Raw genomic sequence first — 14,726 nt, 5'->3', positions numbered from 1 at the left:
CCCGATAGCTATTTCTATCCACAAATAATTACCGCAAAGGTAGATAAAAGCAACAACTATTACCAATTTGGTGTCTTTACCTTTTCGGTAATAACGCTTTAAATTTAGGTAATTATCCATTCCTTTAAGGGTTTTACGTTACAATGAAGAGCATTTCAGACATCAGGCGAGAGAACCTTACCGAAGTTATTCGGCGTTATTTTGACGACAATCAGACGCGTATGGCGGAAAGTATGGGCGTCCAGCAGAGCGTTATAAGTCGCTGGGTTAAAGGTCATCGCAATGTCGGAAATTCTTCTGCTCGCAAGATAGAGGAAGTTTCCGGGCGGCCAAAGTATTGGCTGGACACCGACCACGTTCTTTCGCTTAAAGATAGCCGTGAGCCTCAGGAATATGAAGCTCGTAGTTTTATCGGTGAAGTCGCGGCAGAGAACCTGCGCCGGTGGATGCTCGGTGATTCTGTGCTGAACTCTCAACAGCGGGTTGGTGAGAAAGCTGGTATCGCACAGGCGACAGTGCAGCGACTTTTAAGCAAAGAGGCCAGCACGACAATCGGCACTCTGGCGGCCATTGCGGATGCATTCGGGCGGCAGGCGTTTGAGCTTCTTGTGCCAAAAGAGCATCCTGGAATCATCAACTATGACCATGCTCGATTCGCCGCCCTACCCGACTCAGAAAAAGAGAAAGTGCGTTCATTCATCGAATTTATTCTACAGCAGAACCAATAACTAACTGTTTTAATTAAACAAATAAACAATAACACGCCAGTTCCCTCCCCTCACCCACCCCACACAAAGTACCATTTTGGTAATTTAATATCTCAATAACTATTGACTAAAAATCAAATAGGGATAATTATTACCACATTGGTAAACGTCATGCCGCACACAGCAGCCACTGGCCAACACCAAACCCAGCCGCATTGCGGCTTTTTAATCGAATCAACAAGTACCATTTTGGTATTTATTGTGGGGTAAAGCCATGAAATGGCAGCTGGTAGACGGCATGTATCGAGTCACCATTTCCGGCCTGATGAGCTGGAAATTTCATAGCCTGCACGACGGTATCGCGTGGGCATTCATAACAAAAGAGGCCCGCGACGTGGCCGATGAGATGGACGGGATCATCCGATGAGTGAATCAAAAGAACTGGTGCTTTTTAGTCTTCCTTCAGCACCGACAGAACTGGAAGCAGCTTTTATCAATGACGAATACATCAGCAACCTGATTAGCGAGATCCGCGAAAAGGCATCTTCAGTTGTTGGCGACGTTAAAACGGTTAAGGGACGCGGCGTCTACATCAGCATGGCCTCGAACGTACGCAAAACAAAAACTGCGATTGATGATGCCGGTAAGGCGCTGGTAGCAGAAATGAAAAAGCGCCCGGCCATGGTAGATGCAAGCCGCAAGAAGGTCCGCGATGCACTTGATGAACTGGCAATAGAGATTCGCAGACCTACCACTGAGTGGGAGGAAGCCCAGGCGCGCATTAAAGCTGAAGAGGAAGCAAAACAAGCAGCCGAAGCGGCAAGAATACAGTTCGAAGAAGATCACGAAAAAGCGCTTCTCATGAACGAAATATTCGACCGCGACGCAGCAGAGAAAAAGGCTGAAGTCGAGCGTCAGCGCATTGCTCACGAAGAAGAACTGAAGCGCAAGGCAGCGGAACAGGCAAAGCGTGAAGCAGCAGAGGCAGCTCAGCGTGAAATCGACGCGGCAGCAGCCAGGGAGCGCGAGGCGACATTAGCTAAAGAGCGCGCTGAACGTGAAGCCAAAGAGGCATCAGAGAAAGCGGAGCGTGAGAAGAAAGAAGCCGCTGAACGCGCTGAGCGCGAAAAGCAGGAAGCTATTGCGGCCGAGCAACGCAAGGCGCAGGAAGAAGCTGATCGCATTCGCCGGGAAGCCGAAGCCAAAGAAGCGGCGCAACGTGCGGCTGATGTTGAACATCAGCGAGACGTAAACCGTGCAGCCTTCCAGGCCCTGTTTGATGCCGGGATCCCTGAGGAATATGCCAGAGAATGCATCAAGGCCATCGCGCTGGGCAAGGTTCCACACACCGCGATTAACTACTGAGGTTGTCATGAATATCAAACATGTAGCGAATCTTAAAAAAATCATGAGGCAATTTGGTGATGACGATCGACTGTCTGAACAGGTTCTTTCCCGTCACGACGAGCTGGATGCCGCAATCCCGCTGCGAAAAGTATTACCTATTTTCGCAGCGCTTGAATCCCTCGGCATTCGCCAGGGAGTGATTGAAGCAGCAATGGATGACATGGAGTTTCAGGAAACGGCAGCGGCAATGATCCGCGAGTTAACCGGCATCGTTGCCCGCTACGACATCGCAGACCAGATCGATAGCGCGAGGCATGCAGCATGAAAACAGGAATTTATCACGACATCAGCAACGAAGATTACCACGCCGGGAACGGCGTGAGTAAGTCGCAGTTGGATATGGTGGCCATGAGCCCGGCGCTGCTGAATTGGCAGAAATCAGCACCGGTAGATACCGAAAAATTGAAAGACCTCGATATGGGTAGCGCCCTGCACTGCATCCTTCTGGAGCCTGATGAATTCGATAAGCGCTTCATCGTGGCGCCGCAGTTTAATCGCCGCACAAACCAGGGGAAAGAAGACGAAGCAGCATTCCTGCGCGATGTGGAAGGCATGGGAATGACTGTTATGGATGCTGAACAGGGCCGGAAACTTCAGCTTATGCGCGACAGCGCAATGGCACACCCGGCGGCGCGCTGGCTACTGGAGGCGGAAGGCCATGTCGAATCCTCTTTCTACTGGAATGACGAAGAAACCGGAGAGCTTTGCCGCGTTCGCCCAGACCGCTACCTGACAAAGCACCCGGTAATCCTGGACGTGAAAAAGGTCGCAGATATGGATCGTTTTGCGCGACACGTTGAGGAGTTTCGCTATCACGTTCAGGACGCCATGTACCGCGAAGGATTTAAGCAATCCACTGGTGAGCAGCCGGGATTCTTCTTCCTGGCCGTGAGCGAAACCATCGACTGCGGCCGCTATCCGGTTCGTGTATTTGAGCTTGATGCAGACGACGTAAACACAGGGCACACCCTCTTCCGTCGTGACCTGAACACATACCATCAGTGCCGTATCAGCGATGACTGGGGCGGCGTGGAAACTATTAAACGCCCGGAATGGGCACGTAAACAGGATCAGTACCTATGAGCAATGACATCGCAATCACATCGCAGCCTGGCGCTACCGTCGGCACTGCTGCCGCAATTTTCAGTCCGGAAGGTATGAACCAACTGGTTCGCTTCGCAACTCTGATGGCTGACAGCAGGGTTACCGTTCCTGCACATCTTGCAGGAAAGCCAGCTGATTGCCTCGCCGTTGCTATGCAGGCGGCACAGTGGGGAATGAACCCTTTCGCTGTGGCTCAGAAAACACACGTTATCAACGGCGCACTTGGCTATGAAGCTCAGTTGGTGAATGCCGCAATTACTGCTCTGGCGCCGACCAAAGACCGCGTCCATTTCGAATGGTTTGGACCATGGGAAAACGTGATCGGCAAGTTCAAAGAAAAAACCTCCGACAAGGGGAAAAAATATCTTTCTCCTGACTGGACACTCAGTGACGAAAAAGGATGCGGAGTAAAAGTTTGGGCCACAATGAAAGGAGAAAGCGAGCCTCGAGTTCTTGAGCTTCTTTTAACTCAGGCGCAGGTCAGAAATTCAACGTTATGGGGCAGCGATCCAAAGCAACAACTTGCTTACCTTGGTGTTAAGCGATGGGCCCGCCTTTATTGCCCTGACGTAATCCTTGGTGTTTACACCCCCGATGAACTTCAGGAAACACAGCCGCGTGTAGAGCGCGACATCACACCACCAGCAAACACTGCCGCCGGTATGAACTCACTGATTAACGCCAAGCCTGAGCAGTCTGGTAATCAGGAAGTCCGTCAGCAGACGGGAGATGCTCGAGCACCTGAGGAAATCCTGTCAGGGTTCTCCGAGGCTGCAATGCAAGCTCGATCATTGGACGAGCTGGAGCGGGCTTACAAATATGCCTCTCGCGTACTTGCAGACCATCCTGAGTTGCTGGAATCAGCAACCGACGTTTACGGCATCCGTCGCGACGAATTAAACGAAGTCCCTATGTAATCACCTGCGCGGCGCTTCGGCGCCGCAGTGAAATAAGAACGAGAGAGGTAATCATGAAAGGGGCTCTGAACAAAGACCAGCTGGTAGAGAAAACCTCGCTGTCAATGTCGACTATTGATGCACTGGAAAAGGCAGGTGAATTTCCAAAGCGCTTTTACATTACTGCCCGGCGCGCAACGTGGAATGCGGACGAGGTAGAGCGCTGGCTTGATGAGCGCCAGGCAAACAGCCCTGAGGTGTTCACAGGAAAAAAGCCGCCAGTGGATAAACGCCGATTCCGACCGACTCCAGCAGGTATGGCGGCATGATTGCCGCCATCAGGAACAGGATTACTAAGTGCGCCGGGTGGATGATATTCCTCGGCGCAGTGGCCGCCTGGCTGGCTCTGCTGGCAGCGGTACTGACAACAGAAGGTTGGCTGAAATGACAATAAGCCTGAAAACAAAACTTGAGAAGTATCACGCAAATTACGTTTCCCGCCGGCAGTCTGCGATTGTGGCTACGTCACCTGAGGCAATACGACTTGAGGCCCGGGCGCGAGAACTGGAACACGGCGGTAAATTCCGCCTTGCGGCACGTCAGTGGCTAGCCGTATTCGACGCAGCATCCGGTGACGTAGAGCGTGCGCGCATAGCAATGCGCCGGGATCAGTGCATCACACTGAGCAACACCCGCCGGTTCAGTGAAGCGGCTTACGAGATGGCCGGGAGGTTTATCGGATGAGCATCGGAAAATACTCTCTTGTGTACGCTGACCCGCCGTGGTCATACCGCGACAAGGCTGCCGACGGCGACCGCGGCGCCGGTTTCAAGTATCCGGTTATGAGCGTGCAAGATATCTGCCGCTTGCCGGTGTGGGAACTGGCCGCAGAAAACTGCCTGCTGGCAATGTGGTGGGTTCCAACCCAGCCAGCAGAAGCCCTGAAGGTTGTTGATGCCTGGGGCTTCAAATTTATGACGATGAAGGGTTTCACCTGGAACAAGTGCGGAAAACGGCAGGCTGACAAACTGGTATTAGGCATGGGCCACATGACGCGGGCGAACAGTGAAGATTGCCTTTTCGCTTACCGGGGAAATCTGCCTGACAGGATGAATGCCGGGATCGTGCAGTCCTTCACGGCTCCGCGCCTGGAGCACTCACGTAAACCAGACTATGTGCGCGAGAAGCTGGTTCAACTGCTGGGCGATGTGCCACGCATTGAGTTATTCGCCCGCCAGTCGTCGCACGGTTTCGACGTATGGGGCAACCAGTGTGAAAGCCCGGCAGTGCAGTTGCAGCCGGGAAAGGCAATCGACATGAAAGTTTACCCACTCCATGGGGCTGCGTGAGGTAATTTCTATGGACAAAAAAATTCTTGTTACGCGCGATCTGACTGAGCACTATCACATTTCGCGTAAAACTCTGTGGAAGTGGCAGAACCACGAAACAATGCCAAAGGGATTTGCCAGGCCGTTTCCCTCCCCTGACTTCCCGGGAAATCCCAACCGCTGGAAGCTATCTTCAGTGAAGGAGTGGGAGGACCGCAGCCGGGAGCATTAGGCCATTGGCTCACCAAGCACCGACTCAAGGTGTTTGTCCCACACTTCAATCCAGTGCCTCTGGTCTTCCAGATAGTCGTGAAGGTTATAGTGAGCCATAACCCCGACCATCTGGTGACCGAGGATTTTTTCTACCACATGTGGCGGGCAGCCAAGTTCTGATAGTGTCGTCGCTAATGTCCGGCGGAAATCATGCAGTGACCAGTCGTCCATCTTCGCACCATCTCTCGCGCTCCGCGCAAAGTTTGCGGCCACCTGAGGCAATATTGGAGTGTCACTATTTTTACCATCAATTTTTCTCGGGGAGGTCAAAACGTGCTGAGTATTCACCCGGGACTGGTGAGCCTGGAGCAGACGCACCGCAGCTGCGGGAAGCGCCCTTCTGATTGCCTTCCGAGTTTTGTAATATTTTTCCGGTATGGTCCAGGTCATTTCCTCAAAGTTAAACCAGTTCCATTTTGCCTGACGTATTTCCGCTGTCCGGCAGCCGGTAAGCATGACAAATTTTATGAGAAGTTTAGCCTCAGGCGTTTGCCTGAATTTAAGCCAGTAATATATAGTTTTAAGCTCATCACTGCTCAGTACGCGATCCTTGCGCTTTGGCTTACTTCCCACGTCAGACGGCAGTATTCCTTCCAGCGGATTTGATTTTATGGCCTCTCTATTCATGCAGAACCTGAATGCCCGCTTGCATAGTGAAACCATGTAGTGGGCCATGACTCGGCTATCAATGGAGTCAAAAACACTCACCCAGTGCTTCCGGTTTGTGCCGTCTATTTTCACATCACCAAGCGCTGGAGCAACATGCTTATTAAAGACCTGAAGGTAGTAATCCGTTTTCGCCAGGCCTGAAGGGCGGCAATACTTTTCTATCCAGTAAGAGAATGCTTCTGTGGTTGTCAGCGATTCGACCAACTCTATTCTTTCAAGCTTAACGCGCTCGCGAGGATCGAAGCCGTCCACCAGCCAGCCGCGAAATTGTTGCCTTCTTTCCCTGGCCTGGGCGATACTCATTGCCGGGTACTCGCCGATATTTAGCTTTACCGCTTTGTTATCCCAGCGATACCGGTAGAAGAACGTGACCTTACCGGCCTGGCTTATTCTTGCATTCAGGCCGTGCGTGTCGGCTACCACCTCGATTTCATCGCGACGTTTACCGAGAGCCTTTTTAAGTTTCGTATCAGTGAGCATGAGTTGAGTACACATTTTTTGTTTTGGTGCACAAAAGTGTACACAAAAGCTAGTCCTCAAAGATACCCGAAAGGTAACAATTGGAATCGCTTTGACTCGGTTAGATGGACGAAGCCTCCGCAGGCATGGAGCGGAAGGTAACGGTAGGTTTCAGAGAGAAATTTATCGAAACGGCAGGATTAACTTTTCAAAAAAGTATTCTGACAGGAAGTAAAACGAGCCTGTGACATTCGCAGGCTCGCTGTTCGCTTATGCCTCAACCATCAGCAGATACTTGCGGCGAAAGCTGTCTCTGTCCAGCGGGCGCGAGAAGAGAAAGCCCTGCGCCATACGGACATTGTTATTAAACAGCATTTGCATCTGGGAAAAGGTTTCCACCCCTTCGGCAATCACATCTACCTCATGATCCTGAGCACAGCGCACGATGTTCAGCGTTTCATCGGTGCAGGAAGCTTTAAAACAGGAGCGGTCGAGCTTAATAAAGTCAACGCTTAATAGCGCCAGCCTGTCCTGGATCTGATTCACCCCATGAATATTATCCCAGGCCATCAAAAAGCCGGCTTCACGCAGGCGCAGGGCATTTTCGCGCCCGGTATCATCCAGCGCGATATCGTTATCCGTAATTTCAAAAACAATGCGCCCAACGGGAACCGCAAGCCTGGCCGCCAGGGCACAAACTCGCCCGGCAAATCCCTCGTCGTTCAGCTGCACCGGGGAAAGGTTCAGATGCAGCGGATAAGCCGCATTGTGCGGCGTAATGACCTCCGCCATATAGCTGAAGGCCATTTCAATCACATGCTCTCCCAGGGAAACGATGCCGCCATTTTCTTCCAGACGGTTAATAAACAGGTTCGGGGCAATCAGATTACGGCGATGAACGCCCCTGATTAGCATTTCGGTCCCGACGCATTTAAAGCTGGATGTGTCAAAAATCGGCTGCAATAGCGACTCAAAAGCCAGGCTAAAATTATTCTTCATCACCCGATTAACGATAAATTCAGTGCTTTTTTCCATATTAAAACTCCTCGTGCAGGTGCGCCTTAGCTGGTCGCGATGACAACTTTATTTTTACCGCTGGATTTGGCTTTATAGAGCAGCTTGTCCGCCTTCTCGATAAGGCGCGCGTAGTCTTCCCCCCGCCACGGGCAAAGGCCGCCGCTAAACGTTACCGTAAGCCCTGGCTCACGCCAGACTTTGGCCTCCAGCTGTTTACGCCAGCTCTCCATGATTTCCATCGCCTTGACCTGGTTGTCCGAAAAATAGATAAAGGCAATTTCTTCCCCGCCGTAGCGATAGAGTTTGGCGCGGTCGTCGAGCAGGCCCATTCCCATATCGGCCACAACTTTCAGCACCGTGTCGCCAACCAGATGGCCGAAGCCGTCATTTATTTTTTTGAAATTATCAATATCGACGATACCGATACTGAAAGGGGCTTCACGGGTGATTAAGTAGTCGAGATCGTTATCGAAACTGCGGCGGTTTAGCAGCCCGGTGAGCCCATCGGTGAGGGAAATATGTTTGGCATTTTTTATTTGCTGGCTGCTTTCGGCTATCTCGCTGATGAGTTTATTATCCGCGCCCTCATCCAGCGCCAGCCTGCCAAAACGCATCATCGAAACAATATCAACGATCATTGACTTGATTGACTGACGCATAAAGAACCACAGCATCAAATAAATCGTAAGGCAAAATATAAATACCGGGATGATAATTTGGGTTTCGAAAAGTGCAAAGCCTTCAATTTCATTTTCACTTACCCCATACACCACAAACCAGTCGGGGTTAGAGTAGGAATAATAGTAATAATACTTACGCTCATTTTTATCAAAAAACGAGCCCAGTCCATTGCTCATTTTCTGCATAATTGCGGGTGAAATAACGCCGGTGCCTATAGCGTCGCTATCCGCATCGAGTATGGCTTTTCCCTGCCTGTCCACGATGGAGAAATGGCCGACGCTCGGGCTTTTGAGCTGGCGCAGCGGATAGCTCATGTTAATAAGGTTCAAATCCATTGCAAACACGCCGTAGCGCATACCTGTATCGCTGTGGAGCAGCTTTGACATGGTTATGACCGCTGCGTTATCCCTCGCATTTGCATAGATTGCAGAGTAGTTAATAAAGGCATTTTTAGCGCTGATATTCTCGTACCACGCCCGCCCGACCAGCTCAAAACTGCTGTCGATATAGGATTTGGGTATGCTGTTATAGCGGCCATCACGCTTCGCCACGATATAGCCGGAAACGGACGGCATCACCGCTATTGAAGTCGTCAACTTTTTCTCCATTTCCTGGTTTTGATTATTTACCAGGGCTTCAACATTTTTACTGTCCAGTAAAATAGTGTTTTGCCATAGAGTATTTTCTAAAACCTTCAATTGCTGTTCAAGATAGAATGTCGCAACATTATGAACGAAGCCTTCGTTTTCTTTGTGTAGCGTTCTTTTTTGATGACTATAACTTACACCGGAAATTGCCATACTAAAAACAATTAGCACGACAACAATAATCACAAATAAAAAATTCACTCTTTTAGCGTAAGAGAAATCCTTTTTAACTAAATCGGCAATCAAATTATTTCGCTTCCGTGTGCTGTAAATTAAAAAGCACAAAATAGCCACTACAACCGGCTTATGGGATGATCGCGATCATGAAAAAAACAAACTTCCGCCGTCTGGAAAGATAATTTCCAGCTTAGAGGAAGCGTTATTTCCTCATTTACAGGAATATATATTTGATGGGCACCGCATGCGGTGCCCTGGCCTTATGCCCAACGATCGTGGATGGCAAACAGCAAGGTATTACGCTGCTGGTTCACCAGGCACTTTCGAATGGCATGGATGCGCATATTGCGTCGGGACTGGCTTTCCAGCCAACGCGCCCTGCGTTTTTGCGTCTGGCGCTGCATCCGCCAACGCCCGACTTCCGTTCTGCTACGCCTCATTTTTACCACTCAACTTTCTAAAAAAGACCCGCCATTATAGAACCTTCTGCCGGGCAAACCATCCGTTTTGCGTATACTTTTAGTGTTAAGCGCTGAAAGTTCTGCGTACACTCTCAACTATTCGGTTTCAAAAGGATTTTTAAGGCATGACAACCTTCTATACCGTGGTGAGCTGGCTGGTCATTCTCGGCTACTGGCTGCTGATTGCCGGCGTTACGCTGCGAATTTTGATGAAACGCCGCGCCGTACCCTCAGCTATGGCCTGGCTTTTGATCATCTATATTCTGCCGCTGGTCGGCATTATTGCTTACCTCTCGGTTGGGGAACTCCACCTTGGCAAACGGCGTGCGGAACGCGCCAGAGCGATGTGGCCTTCGACGGCAAAATGGCTGAAAGACCTGAAAAACTGCAAGCATATCTTCGCCAGTGAGACCAGTAAGGTCGCCGAGTCCCTGTTCCAGCTTTGCGAAAGGCGCCAGGGCATTGCCGGAGTAAAAGGCAACCAGCTTCAGTTACTCACCAGTTCGGATGACACCATGCAGGCTTTGATCCGTGACATCCAGCTGGCCCGGCACAACATCGAGATGGTGTTCTACATCTGGCAGCCCGGCGGTATGGCAGATCAAGTTGCCGAGTCGCTCATGGCGGCGGCACGGCGCGGTATTCATTGCCGTTTGATGCTCGACTCCGCGGGCAGCGTCGCCTTCTTCCGCAGCCCGTGGGCTAATATGATGCGCAATGCCGGTATTGAGGTGGTTGAGGCGCTTAAAGTTAACCTGATGCGTGTCTTCCTGCGCCGTATGGATTTACGCCAGCACCGCAAAATGGTGATGATCGATAACTATATTGCCTACACCGGCAGTATGAACATGGTCGACCCGAGGTTCTTCAAGCAGGACTCTAACGTGGGCCAGTGGGTTGACCTGATGGCACGTATGGAAGGCCCGGTCGCCACGGCGATGGGGATTGTTTACTCCTGCGACTGGGAGATAGAGACCGGCAAACGCATTCTTCCGCCGCCGCCGGACGAAAATATCATGCCGTTCGAAGAGGCCAGCGGCCACACTATTCACACCATCGCCTCCGGGCCGGGCTTCCCGGAAGACCTGATCCACCAGGCACTGCTGACCTCGGTTTATGCGGCGCGTGAATATCTGATAATGACCACCCCCTACTTCGTGCCGAGCGATGATTTGCTGCACGCGATTTGCACCGCAGCGCAGCGCGGCGTGGATGTCAGCATTATTGTTCCACGCAAGAACGATTCTCTGCTGGTCGGCTGGGCAAGTCGCGCCTTCTTTACCGAGTTGCTCGCCGCCGGAGTGAAGATCTACCAGTTCGAAGGCGGCCTGTTGCATACCAAGAGCGTGCTGGTTGACGGCCAGTTAAGTCTGGTCGGCACCGTGAACCTGGATATGCGCAGCCTGTGGCTCAACTTTGAGATAACGCTGGTGATTGACGACGAAGGTTTTGCCGGTGATTTGGCCGCAGTACAGGACGACTATATCTCCCGCTCACGGCTGTTAGATGAGCATTTGTGGCTAAAACGCCCGCTGTGGCAGCGGGTGACAGAGCGACTGTTTTACTTCTTTAGTCCGTTGCTGTAAAACGTGGCGCATCAGCACTCGATAAGTGGATGTAGACATGGAAATGGATCTGAACAACCGCCTGACCGAAGACGAGACTTTAGAGCAGGCGTACGATATTTTTCTCGAGCTGGCGGGCGATAACCTCGACCCTGCCGACATTATTTTATTCAACCTACAATTTGAAGAGCGCGGCGGCGCGGAGCTGTTCGATCCTTCCGAAGACTGGCAGGAGCACGTCGATTTCGACCTGAACCCGGACTTCTTTGCAGAAGTGGTTATCGGGCTGGCCGAAACCGACGGCGGAGAGCTGAACGATGTCTTTGCCCGCGTGCTGCTGTGCCGCGATAAAGACCACAAGCTTTGCCATATTCTGTGGCGTGAGTAACCGTAGCGCGGCCGCCTGGCCGCGTTATTTTTCATCAAGCTTCGGTAAATGCTCTCCGCAGGTTTTACAGTAATGCGCATTGGCCGCATGATCCTGCTGATGGCAGCGCGTACATTCCCGCACTGAACGCCTTCTTTGCATATCCTGAGACATCTGAGAGGTTAAAATACCTGTCGGAATAGCAATCACCGAATAGCCAATCAAAATCAGCAGCGATGCCACGAAACGCCCGATGGCCGTATGCGGCACAATATCGCCGTAGCCCACCGTCGTCACCGTAACAACCGCCCAGTAGACCGAGACACCCAGGCTTGTGAAGCCATTGGCCTTCCCTTCTATGCCGTACATCAGCGCGCCCGCCGCCACCATCACGATAGCGATAAACGAATAGAACAGAATCAGCTGATTGCTGGCGTTAATCAGGCTGCGCCAGAGGCTCTTGAGGGCGGGCATATAACGTAGCAGCTTGAGAATACGCAGCACGCGTATCGCCCGCATCGCCCGCCAGGCAAAGTAGTAGTGAATAGCGAATTCTGGCCACAGCCACAGCACATAAAGCGGCAGCATGGTGGCGAGGTCGATAATCCCCCAGAAGCTAAAGACATAGCGGATGGGTTTCGGCCAGGTGAGCACGCGCAGAAAATATTCGCAGGTGAAAAGCAGCGTGAAGATAATTTCCAGCCAGATAAACAGGCGCCATTCGCCATAGGTCAGGCTCGGGTCGTTTCCCACGCTGGATTCGGTAAAGACAACGGCAACGCTAAGCAGCGCCAGCAGGCCACAGAACGCCTCAAAGCGGCGGCCGGAGCGGGTGTTTTGGTCGAACAGAAAGCGGTAAAGCAGCGCCCGAAATGATGAACTAGTCCCTGACACGATGATCCTCGCATAAAAAAAGGGCCGGCTCGGTGCCGGCCCTTAGCGGGATTATAGCGGGTCAACCTTCAGACAGGAAACCGCGTGGCGGAAACTGCCTTCCAGTACCGGACGCGTTTTAGCGCATTCCGGCCCGGCAATCGGGCAGCGCGTACGGAACACGCAGCCTGAAGGCGGGTTGATAGGCGACGGCAATTCACCTTCCAGCAGCTGGATAGTTTTGTTCTTCTCCAGGTCCGGGTCGGGAATAGGCACAGCCGACATCAGCGCTTTGGTGTAAGGGTGCAGCGGGTTGTGGTAAACCTCGTCGTAGGTGCCGAGCTCTACCGCATGGCCGAGGTACATTACCAGCACGCGGTCAGAAATATGCTTAACTACCGCCAGGTCGTGGGCGATGAAGATAAGCGACAGGCCCATTTCGCGCTGCAGTTTTTGCAGCAGGTTAACCACCTGCGCCTGAATCGACACGTCCAGAGCGGAAACCGGCTCATCACAGATGATAAGCTTAGGCTCGAGGATAAGCGCGCGGGCAATCCCGATACGCTGACACTGGCCGCCGGAGAATTCGTGCGGATAGCGGTTCACCAGGTTCGGCAGCAGGCCGACTTTCATCATCATCGCCTTTACGCGGTCACGGACTTCCTGACGCGGCATTTTAGGATGATAAGTCAGCAGCGGCTCGGCGATAATATCCCCGATGTTCATACGCGGGTTCAGGGACGCCAGCGGATCCTGGAAAATCATCTGGATGTCGCTGCGCACGTCGCGCCACTCTTCCGGCTTCATTCCCAGCAGATCTTTACCCAGCCAGGCCACCCGGCCTTCGGTCGCTTTTACCAGGCCGATGATGGCGCGAGCAAAAGTCGATTTACCGCAGCCGGACTCGCCCACCACGCCGAGGGTTTCCCCTTCGTACAGGCGCAGCGTTACGCCGTCCACGGCTTTCAGGGTTTTTGAAGGCTGCCAGAACCACTGTTTGCCGTCTTTAATATCAAAGTGAACCTTGAGATCGGCAATTTCTAACAGAACTTTTCTCTCATCTGCAACGGTGCTCATACTAATTCCTCCACCGGTCTAAAGCAGGCGCGCAGGCGGCCTTCACCAAATTGCTCCAGTGGCGGAGCGCTATTACAAGCTTCCATTGCGAACTGGCAGCGAGGCTGGAACGGGCAGCCTTGCGGCAGGCGCAGCAGGTTCGGCGGGTTGCCGGGAATAGTCAACAGCGCTTCCCCTTCGGCATCCAGACGCGGCACCGCGTTCAGCAGGCCAATAGAGTAAGGGTGCACCGGCTGGTAGAACACATCCCGGGCTTTGCCGTATTCCATGGTGCGCCCGGCATACATCACCAGCACTTTATCGCAGATACCGGCTACCACGCCCAGGTCGTGGGTGATCATGATGATCGCGGTATTAAACTCGCGCTTCAGCTCGTTGAGCAGCGTCATTATCTGCGCCTGAACGGTAACGTCCAGCGCGGTAGTTGGCTCATCGGCAATCAGCAGTTTTGGACGACACAGCAGCGCCATAGCAATCATCACGCGCTGGCGCATACCGCCGGAAAATTCGTGCGGGAACATGCGCATACGCTTACGCGCTTCCGGCATTTTTACCGCATCCAGCATGCGCACGGACTCTTCAAACGCTTCCGCTTTACCGAGTTTTTTGTGCAGCATCAGGACTTCCATCAGCTGATCGCCCACCCGCATATACGGGTTCAGGGAGGTCATCGGATCCTGGAAAATCATCGAGATTTGCTCGGCGCGCAGGCGGTTGAGCTGCGACTCCGGCAGGTTGAGGATCTCTTTGCCGTTGAATTTAGCCGAGCCGCCGATGCGGCCGTTAGCCGCCAGCAGGCCCATCAGCGCAAACGCGGTCTGGGATTTACCTGAACCGGACTCACCCACGATGCCCAGAGTTTCACCGGCACGCAGGCTGAAGTTGAGGTCATTGACCGCCGTTACGTCACCGTCAGGCGTTCCAAAGGTTACTCGCAAGTCTTTAACGTCGAGCAGCGCCCCGGATGTGTTCAGTGGAGTGGCCACCGCAGAGGTTTCAATTGTACTCATGGAGGACT

General features: G+C 52.4%; 19 protein-coding genes. 12 read left to right on the top strand and 7 right to left on the bottom strand.

The window, feature by feature from the left end:
* Nucleotides 1-143: 143 nt before the first annotated feature.
* The 10 genes from ACG1VR_RS10365 to ACG1VR_RS10320 all read left to right on the top strand — a co-directional run bounded on the left by ACG1VR_RS10365 (nt 144) and on the right by ACG1VR_RS10320 (nt 5,674).
* Nucleotides 144-728: a helix-turn-helix domain-containing protein gene (locus ACG1VR_RS10365; RefSeq protein ID WP_395490859.1), complete on the top strand. Its 585-nt coding sequence runs from the start codon at nt 144-146 to the stop codon at nt 726-728.
* 253 nt (nt 729-981) lie between these two features.
* Nucleotides 982-1,134: a hypothetical protein gene (locus ACG1VR_RS10360; RefSeq protein WP_216375765.1), complete on the top strand. Its 153-nt coding sequence runs from the start codon at nt 982-984 to the stop codon at nt 1,132-1,134.
* Nucleotides 1,131-2,072: a hypothetical protein gene (locus ACG1VR_RS10355; protein ID WP_395490858.1), complete on the top strand. Its 942-nt coding sequence runs from the start codon at nt 1,131-1,133 to the stop codon at nt 2,070-2,072. The genes ACG1VR_RS10360 and ACG1VR_RS10355 overlap by 4 nt, the downstream gene beginning before the upstream one ends.
* A 7-nt stretch (nt 2,073-2,079) precedes the next feature.
* Nucleotides 2,080-2,379: a hypothetical protein gene (locus ACG1VR_RS10350; RefSeq protein ID WP_395490857.1), complete on the top strand. Its 300-nt coding sequence runs from the start codon at nt 2,080-2,082 to the stop codon at nt 2,377-2,379.
* Nucleotides 2,376-3,197, top strand: coding sequence for a PD-(D/E)XK nuclease-like domain-containing protein (locus ACG1VR_RS10345; RefSeq protein ID WP_395490856.1), 822 nt, complete (start codon nt 2,376-2,378; stop codon nt 3,195-3,197). Before ACG1VR_RS10350 ends, ACG1VR_RS10345 begins: the two co-directional genes overlap by 4 nt.
* Nucleotides 3,194-4,135, top strand: coding sequence for a RecT family recombinase (locus tag ACG1VR_RS10340; protein ID WP_395490855.1), 942 nt, complete (start codon nt 3,194-3,196; stop codon nt 4,133-4,135). The genes ACG1VR_RS10345 and ACG1VR_RS10340 overlap by 4 nt, the downstream gene beginning before the upstream one ends.
* A gap of 53 nt (nt 4,136-4,188) precedes the next feature.
* Entirely contained in the window at nt 4,189-4,443 is a 255-nt protein-coding gene (locus tag ACG1VR_RS10335; RefSeq protein ID WP_395490854.1) for a helix-turn-helix transcriptional regulator, read from the top strand.
* A 115-nt stretch (nt 4,444-4,558) separates the two neighbouring features.
* Nucleotides 4,559-4,858, top strand: a complete 300-nt coding sequence (locus ACG1VR_RS10330; protein WP_395490853.1) for a PerC family transcriptional regulator — start codon at nt 4,559-4,561, stop codon at nt 4,856-4,858.
* Complete coding sequence (locus tag ACG1VR_RS10325) at nt 4,855-5,463, top strand: MT-A70 family methyltransferase (RefSeq protein ID WP_395490852.1); 609 nt, start codon at nt 4,855-4,857, stop codon at nt 5,461-5,463. Before ACG1VR_RS10330 ends, ACG1VR_RS10325 begins: the two co-directional genes overlap by 4 nt.
* A gap of 10 nt (nt 5,464-5,473) precedes the next feature.
* A complete protein-coding gene (locus ACG1VR_RS10320) occupies nt 5,474-5,674 on the top strand; it encodes an excisionase (protein ID WP_216375773.1) in 201 nt (66 codons plus the stop codon).
* Here the strand turns inward: ACG1VR_RS10320 and ACG1VR_RS10315 are convergent.
* The 4 genes from ACG1VR_RS10315 to ACG1VR_RS10300 form a co-directional block, all read right to left on the bottom strand.
* Nucleotides 5,671-6,864 carry a tyrosine-type recombinase/integrase gene (locus tag ACG1VR_RS10315; protein WP_395490851.1) on the bottom strand — a complete coding sequence of 398 codons (1,194 nt, stop codon included), beginning with the start codon at nt 6,862-6,864 and terminating at the stop codon, nt 5,671-5,673. The two genes, ACG1VR_RS10320 and ACG1VR_RS10315, sit on opposite strands and share 4 nt — an antisense overlap.
* A gap of 249 nt (nt 6,865-7,113) precedes the next feature.
* The gene (locus ACG1VR_RS10310) at nt 7,114-7,878 is read right to left on the bottom strand and encodes an EAL domain-containing protein (RefSeq protein ID WP_395490850.1); all 765 of its coding nucleotides are present in this window, start codon (nt 7,876-7,878) and stop codon (nt 7,114-7,116) included.
* Nucleotides 7,879-7,904: 26 nt separating this feature from the next.
* Nucleotides 7,905-9,374 carry a diguanylate cyclase gene (locus ACG1VR_RS10305; protein WP_395491088.1) on the bottom strand — a complete coding sequence of 490 codons (1,470 nt, stop codon included), beginning with the start codon at nt 9,372-9,374 and terminating at the stop codon, nt 7,905-7,907.
* A 251-nt stretch (nt 9,375-9,625) separates the two neighbouring features.
* The gene (locus ACG1VR_RS10300; RefSeq protein ID WP_071704092.1) at nt 9,626-9,805 is read right to left on the bottom strand and encodes a YciY family protein; all 180 of its coding nucleotides are present in this window, start codon (nt 9,803-9,805) and stop codon (nt 9,626-9,628) included.
* A gap of 146 nt (nt 9,806-9,951) precedes the next feature.
* Here ACG1VR_RS10300 and cls point away from each other — a divergent pair, with 146 nt between their 5' ends.
* Nucleotides 9,952-11,412 (top strand): cardiolipin synthase, encoded by a 1,461-nt coding sequence (gene cls / locus ACG1VR_RS10295; RefSeq protein WP_016536721.1) that lies wholly within the window; start codon nt 9,952-9,954, stop codon nt 11,410-11,412.
* 37 nt (nt 11,413-11,449) lie between these two features.
* A complete protein-coding gene (locus ACG1VR_RS10290) occupies nt 11,450-11,779 on the top strand; it encodes an HI1450 family dsDNA-mimic protein (protein ID WP_016536722.1) in 330 nt (109 codons plus the stop codon).
* A gap of 24 nt (nt 11,780-11,803) precedes the next feature.
* Here the strand turns inward: ACG1VR_RS10290 and ACG1VR_RS10285 are convergent, their stop codons facing one another.
* From ACG1VR_RS10285 to ACG1VR_RS10275, 3 genes are read right to left on the bottom strand one after another with little or no spacing between them, the layout of a single operon-like run.
* Nucleotides 11,804-12,652, bottom strand: coding sequence for an ion transporter (locus ACG1VR_RS10285; RefSeq protein WP_016536723.1), 849 nt, complete (start codon nt 12,650-12,652; stop codon nt 11,804-11,806).
* 51 nt (nt 12,653-12,703) lie between these two features.
* Entirely contained in the window at nt 12,704-13,708 is a 1,005-nt protein-coding gene (gene oppF, locus ACG1VR_RS10280) for a murein tripeptide/oligopeptide ABC transporter ATP binding protein OppF (protein WP_016536724.1), read from the bottom strand.
* A complete protein-coding gene (locus tag ACG1VR_RS10275) occupies nt 13,705-14,718 on the bottom strand; it encodes an ABC transporter ATP-binding protein (RefSeq protein WP_039898291.1) in 1,014 nt (337 codons plus the stop codon). Before ACG1VR_RS10275 ends, oppF begins: the two co-directional genes overlap by 4 nt.
* Between the last annotated feature and the right edge of the window lie 8 nt (nt 14,719-14,726).

The sequence above is a fragment of the Cedecea davisae genome, from assembly GCF_044095835.1.
Classification (GTDB): domain Bacteria; phylum Pseudomonadota; class Gammaproteobacteria; order Enterobacterales; family Enterobacteriaceae; genus Cedecea; species Cedecea davisae.
The sequence above is the reverse complement of the archived record's forward strand: the minus strand, read 5'-3'. Positions and strand labels throughout refer to the sequence as shown.

Bases quoted from the DNA above. Each gene is read 5' to 3' on its own strand.
- ACG1VR_RS10330 (WP_395490853.1), top strand. From the start codon at position 4,559: ATGACAATAAGCCTGAAAACAAAACTTGAGAAGTATCACGCAAATTAC.
- cls (WP_016536721.1), top strand. From the start codon at position 9,952: ATGACAACCTTCTATACCGTGGTGAGCTGGCTGGTCATTCTCGGCTAC.
- ACG1VR_RS10325 (WP_395490852.1), top strand. From the start codon at position 4,855: ATGAGCATCGGAAAATACTCTCTTGTGTACGCTGACCCGCCGTGGTCA.
- ACG1VR_RS10275 (WP_039898291.1), bottom strand. From the start codon at position 14,718: ATGAGTACAATTGAAACCTCTGCGGTGGCCACTCCACTGAACACATCC.
- ACG1VR_RS10340 (WP_395490855.1), top strand. From the start codon at position 3,194: ATGAGCAATGACATCGCAATCACATCGCAGCCTGGCGCTACCGTCGGC.
- ACG1VR_RS10335 (WP_395490854.1), top strand. From the start codon at position 4,189: ATGAAAGGGGCTCTGAACAAAGACCAGCTGGTAGAGAAAACCTCGCTG.
- ACG1VR_RS10320 (WP_216375773.1), top strand. From the start codon at position 5,474: ATGGACAAAAAAATTCTTGTTACGCGCGATCTGACTGAGCACTATCAC.
- ACG1VR_RS10350 (WP_395490857.1), top strand. From the start codon at position 2,080: ATGAATATCAAACATGTAGCGAATCTTAAAAAAATCATGAGGCAATTT.
- ACG1VR_RS10310 (WP_395490850.1), bottom strand. From the start codon at position 7,878: ATGGAAAAAAGCACTGAATTTATCGTTAATCGGGTGATGAAGAATAAT.
- oppF (WP_016536724.1), bottom strand. From the start codon at position 13,708: ATGAGCACCGTTGCAGATGAGAGAAAAGTTCTGTTAGAAATTGCCGAT.
- ACG1VR_RS10290 (WP_016536722.1), top strand. From the start codon at position 11,450: ATGGAAATGGATCTGAACAACCGCCTGACCGAAGACGAGACTTTAGAG.
- ACG1VR_RS10345 (WP_395490856.1), top strand. From the start codon at position 2,376: ATGAAAACAGGAATTTATCACGACATCAGCAACGAAGATTACCACGCC.
- ACG1VR_RS10300 (WP_071704092.1), bottom strand. From the start codon at position 9,805: ATGAGGCGTAGCAGAACGGAAGTCGGGCGTTGGCGGATGCAGCGCCAG.
- ACG1VR_RS10355 (WP_395490858.1), top strand. From the start codon at position 1,131: ATGAGTGAATCAAAAGAACTGGTGCTTTTTAGTCTTCCTTCAGCACCG.
- ACG1VR_RS10315 (WP_395490851.1), bottom strand. From the start codon at position 6,864: ATGCTCACTGATACGAAACTTAAAAAGGCTCTCGGTAAACGTCGCGAT.
- ACG1VR_RS10365 (WP_395490859.1), top strand. From the start codon at position 144: ATGAAGAGCATTTCAGACATCAGGCGAGAGAACCTTACCGAAGTTATT.
- ACG1VR_RS10360 (WP_216375765.1), top strand. From the start codon at position 982: ATGAAATGGCAGCTGGTAGACGGCATGTATCGAGTCACCATTTCCGGC.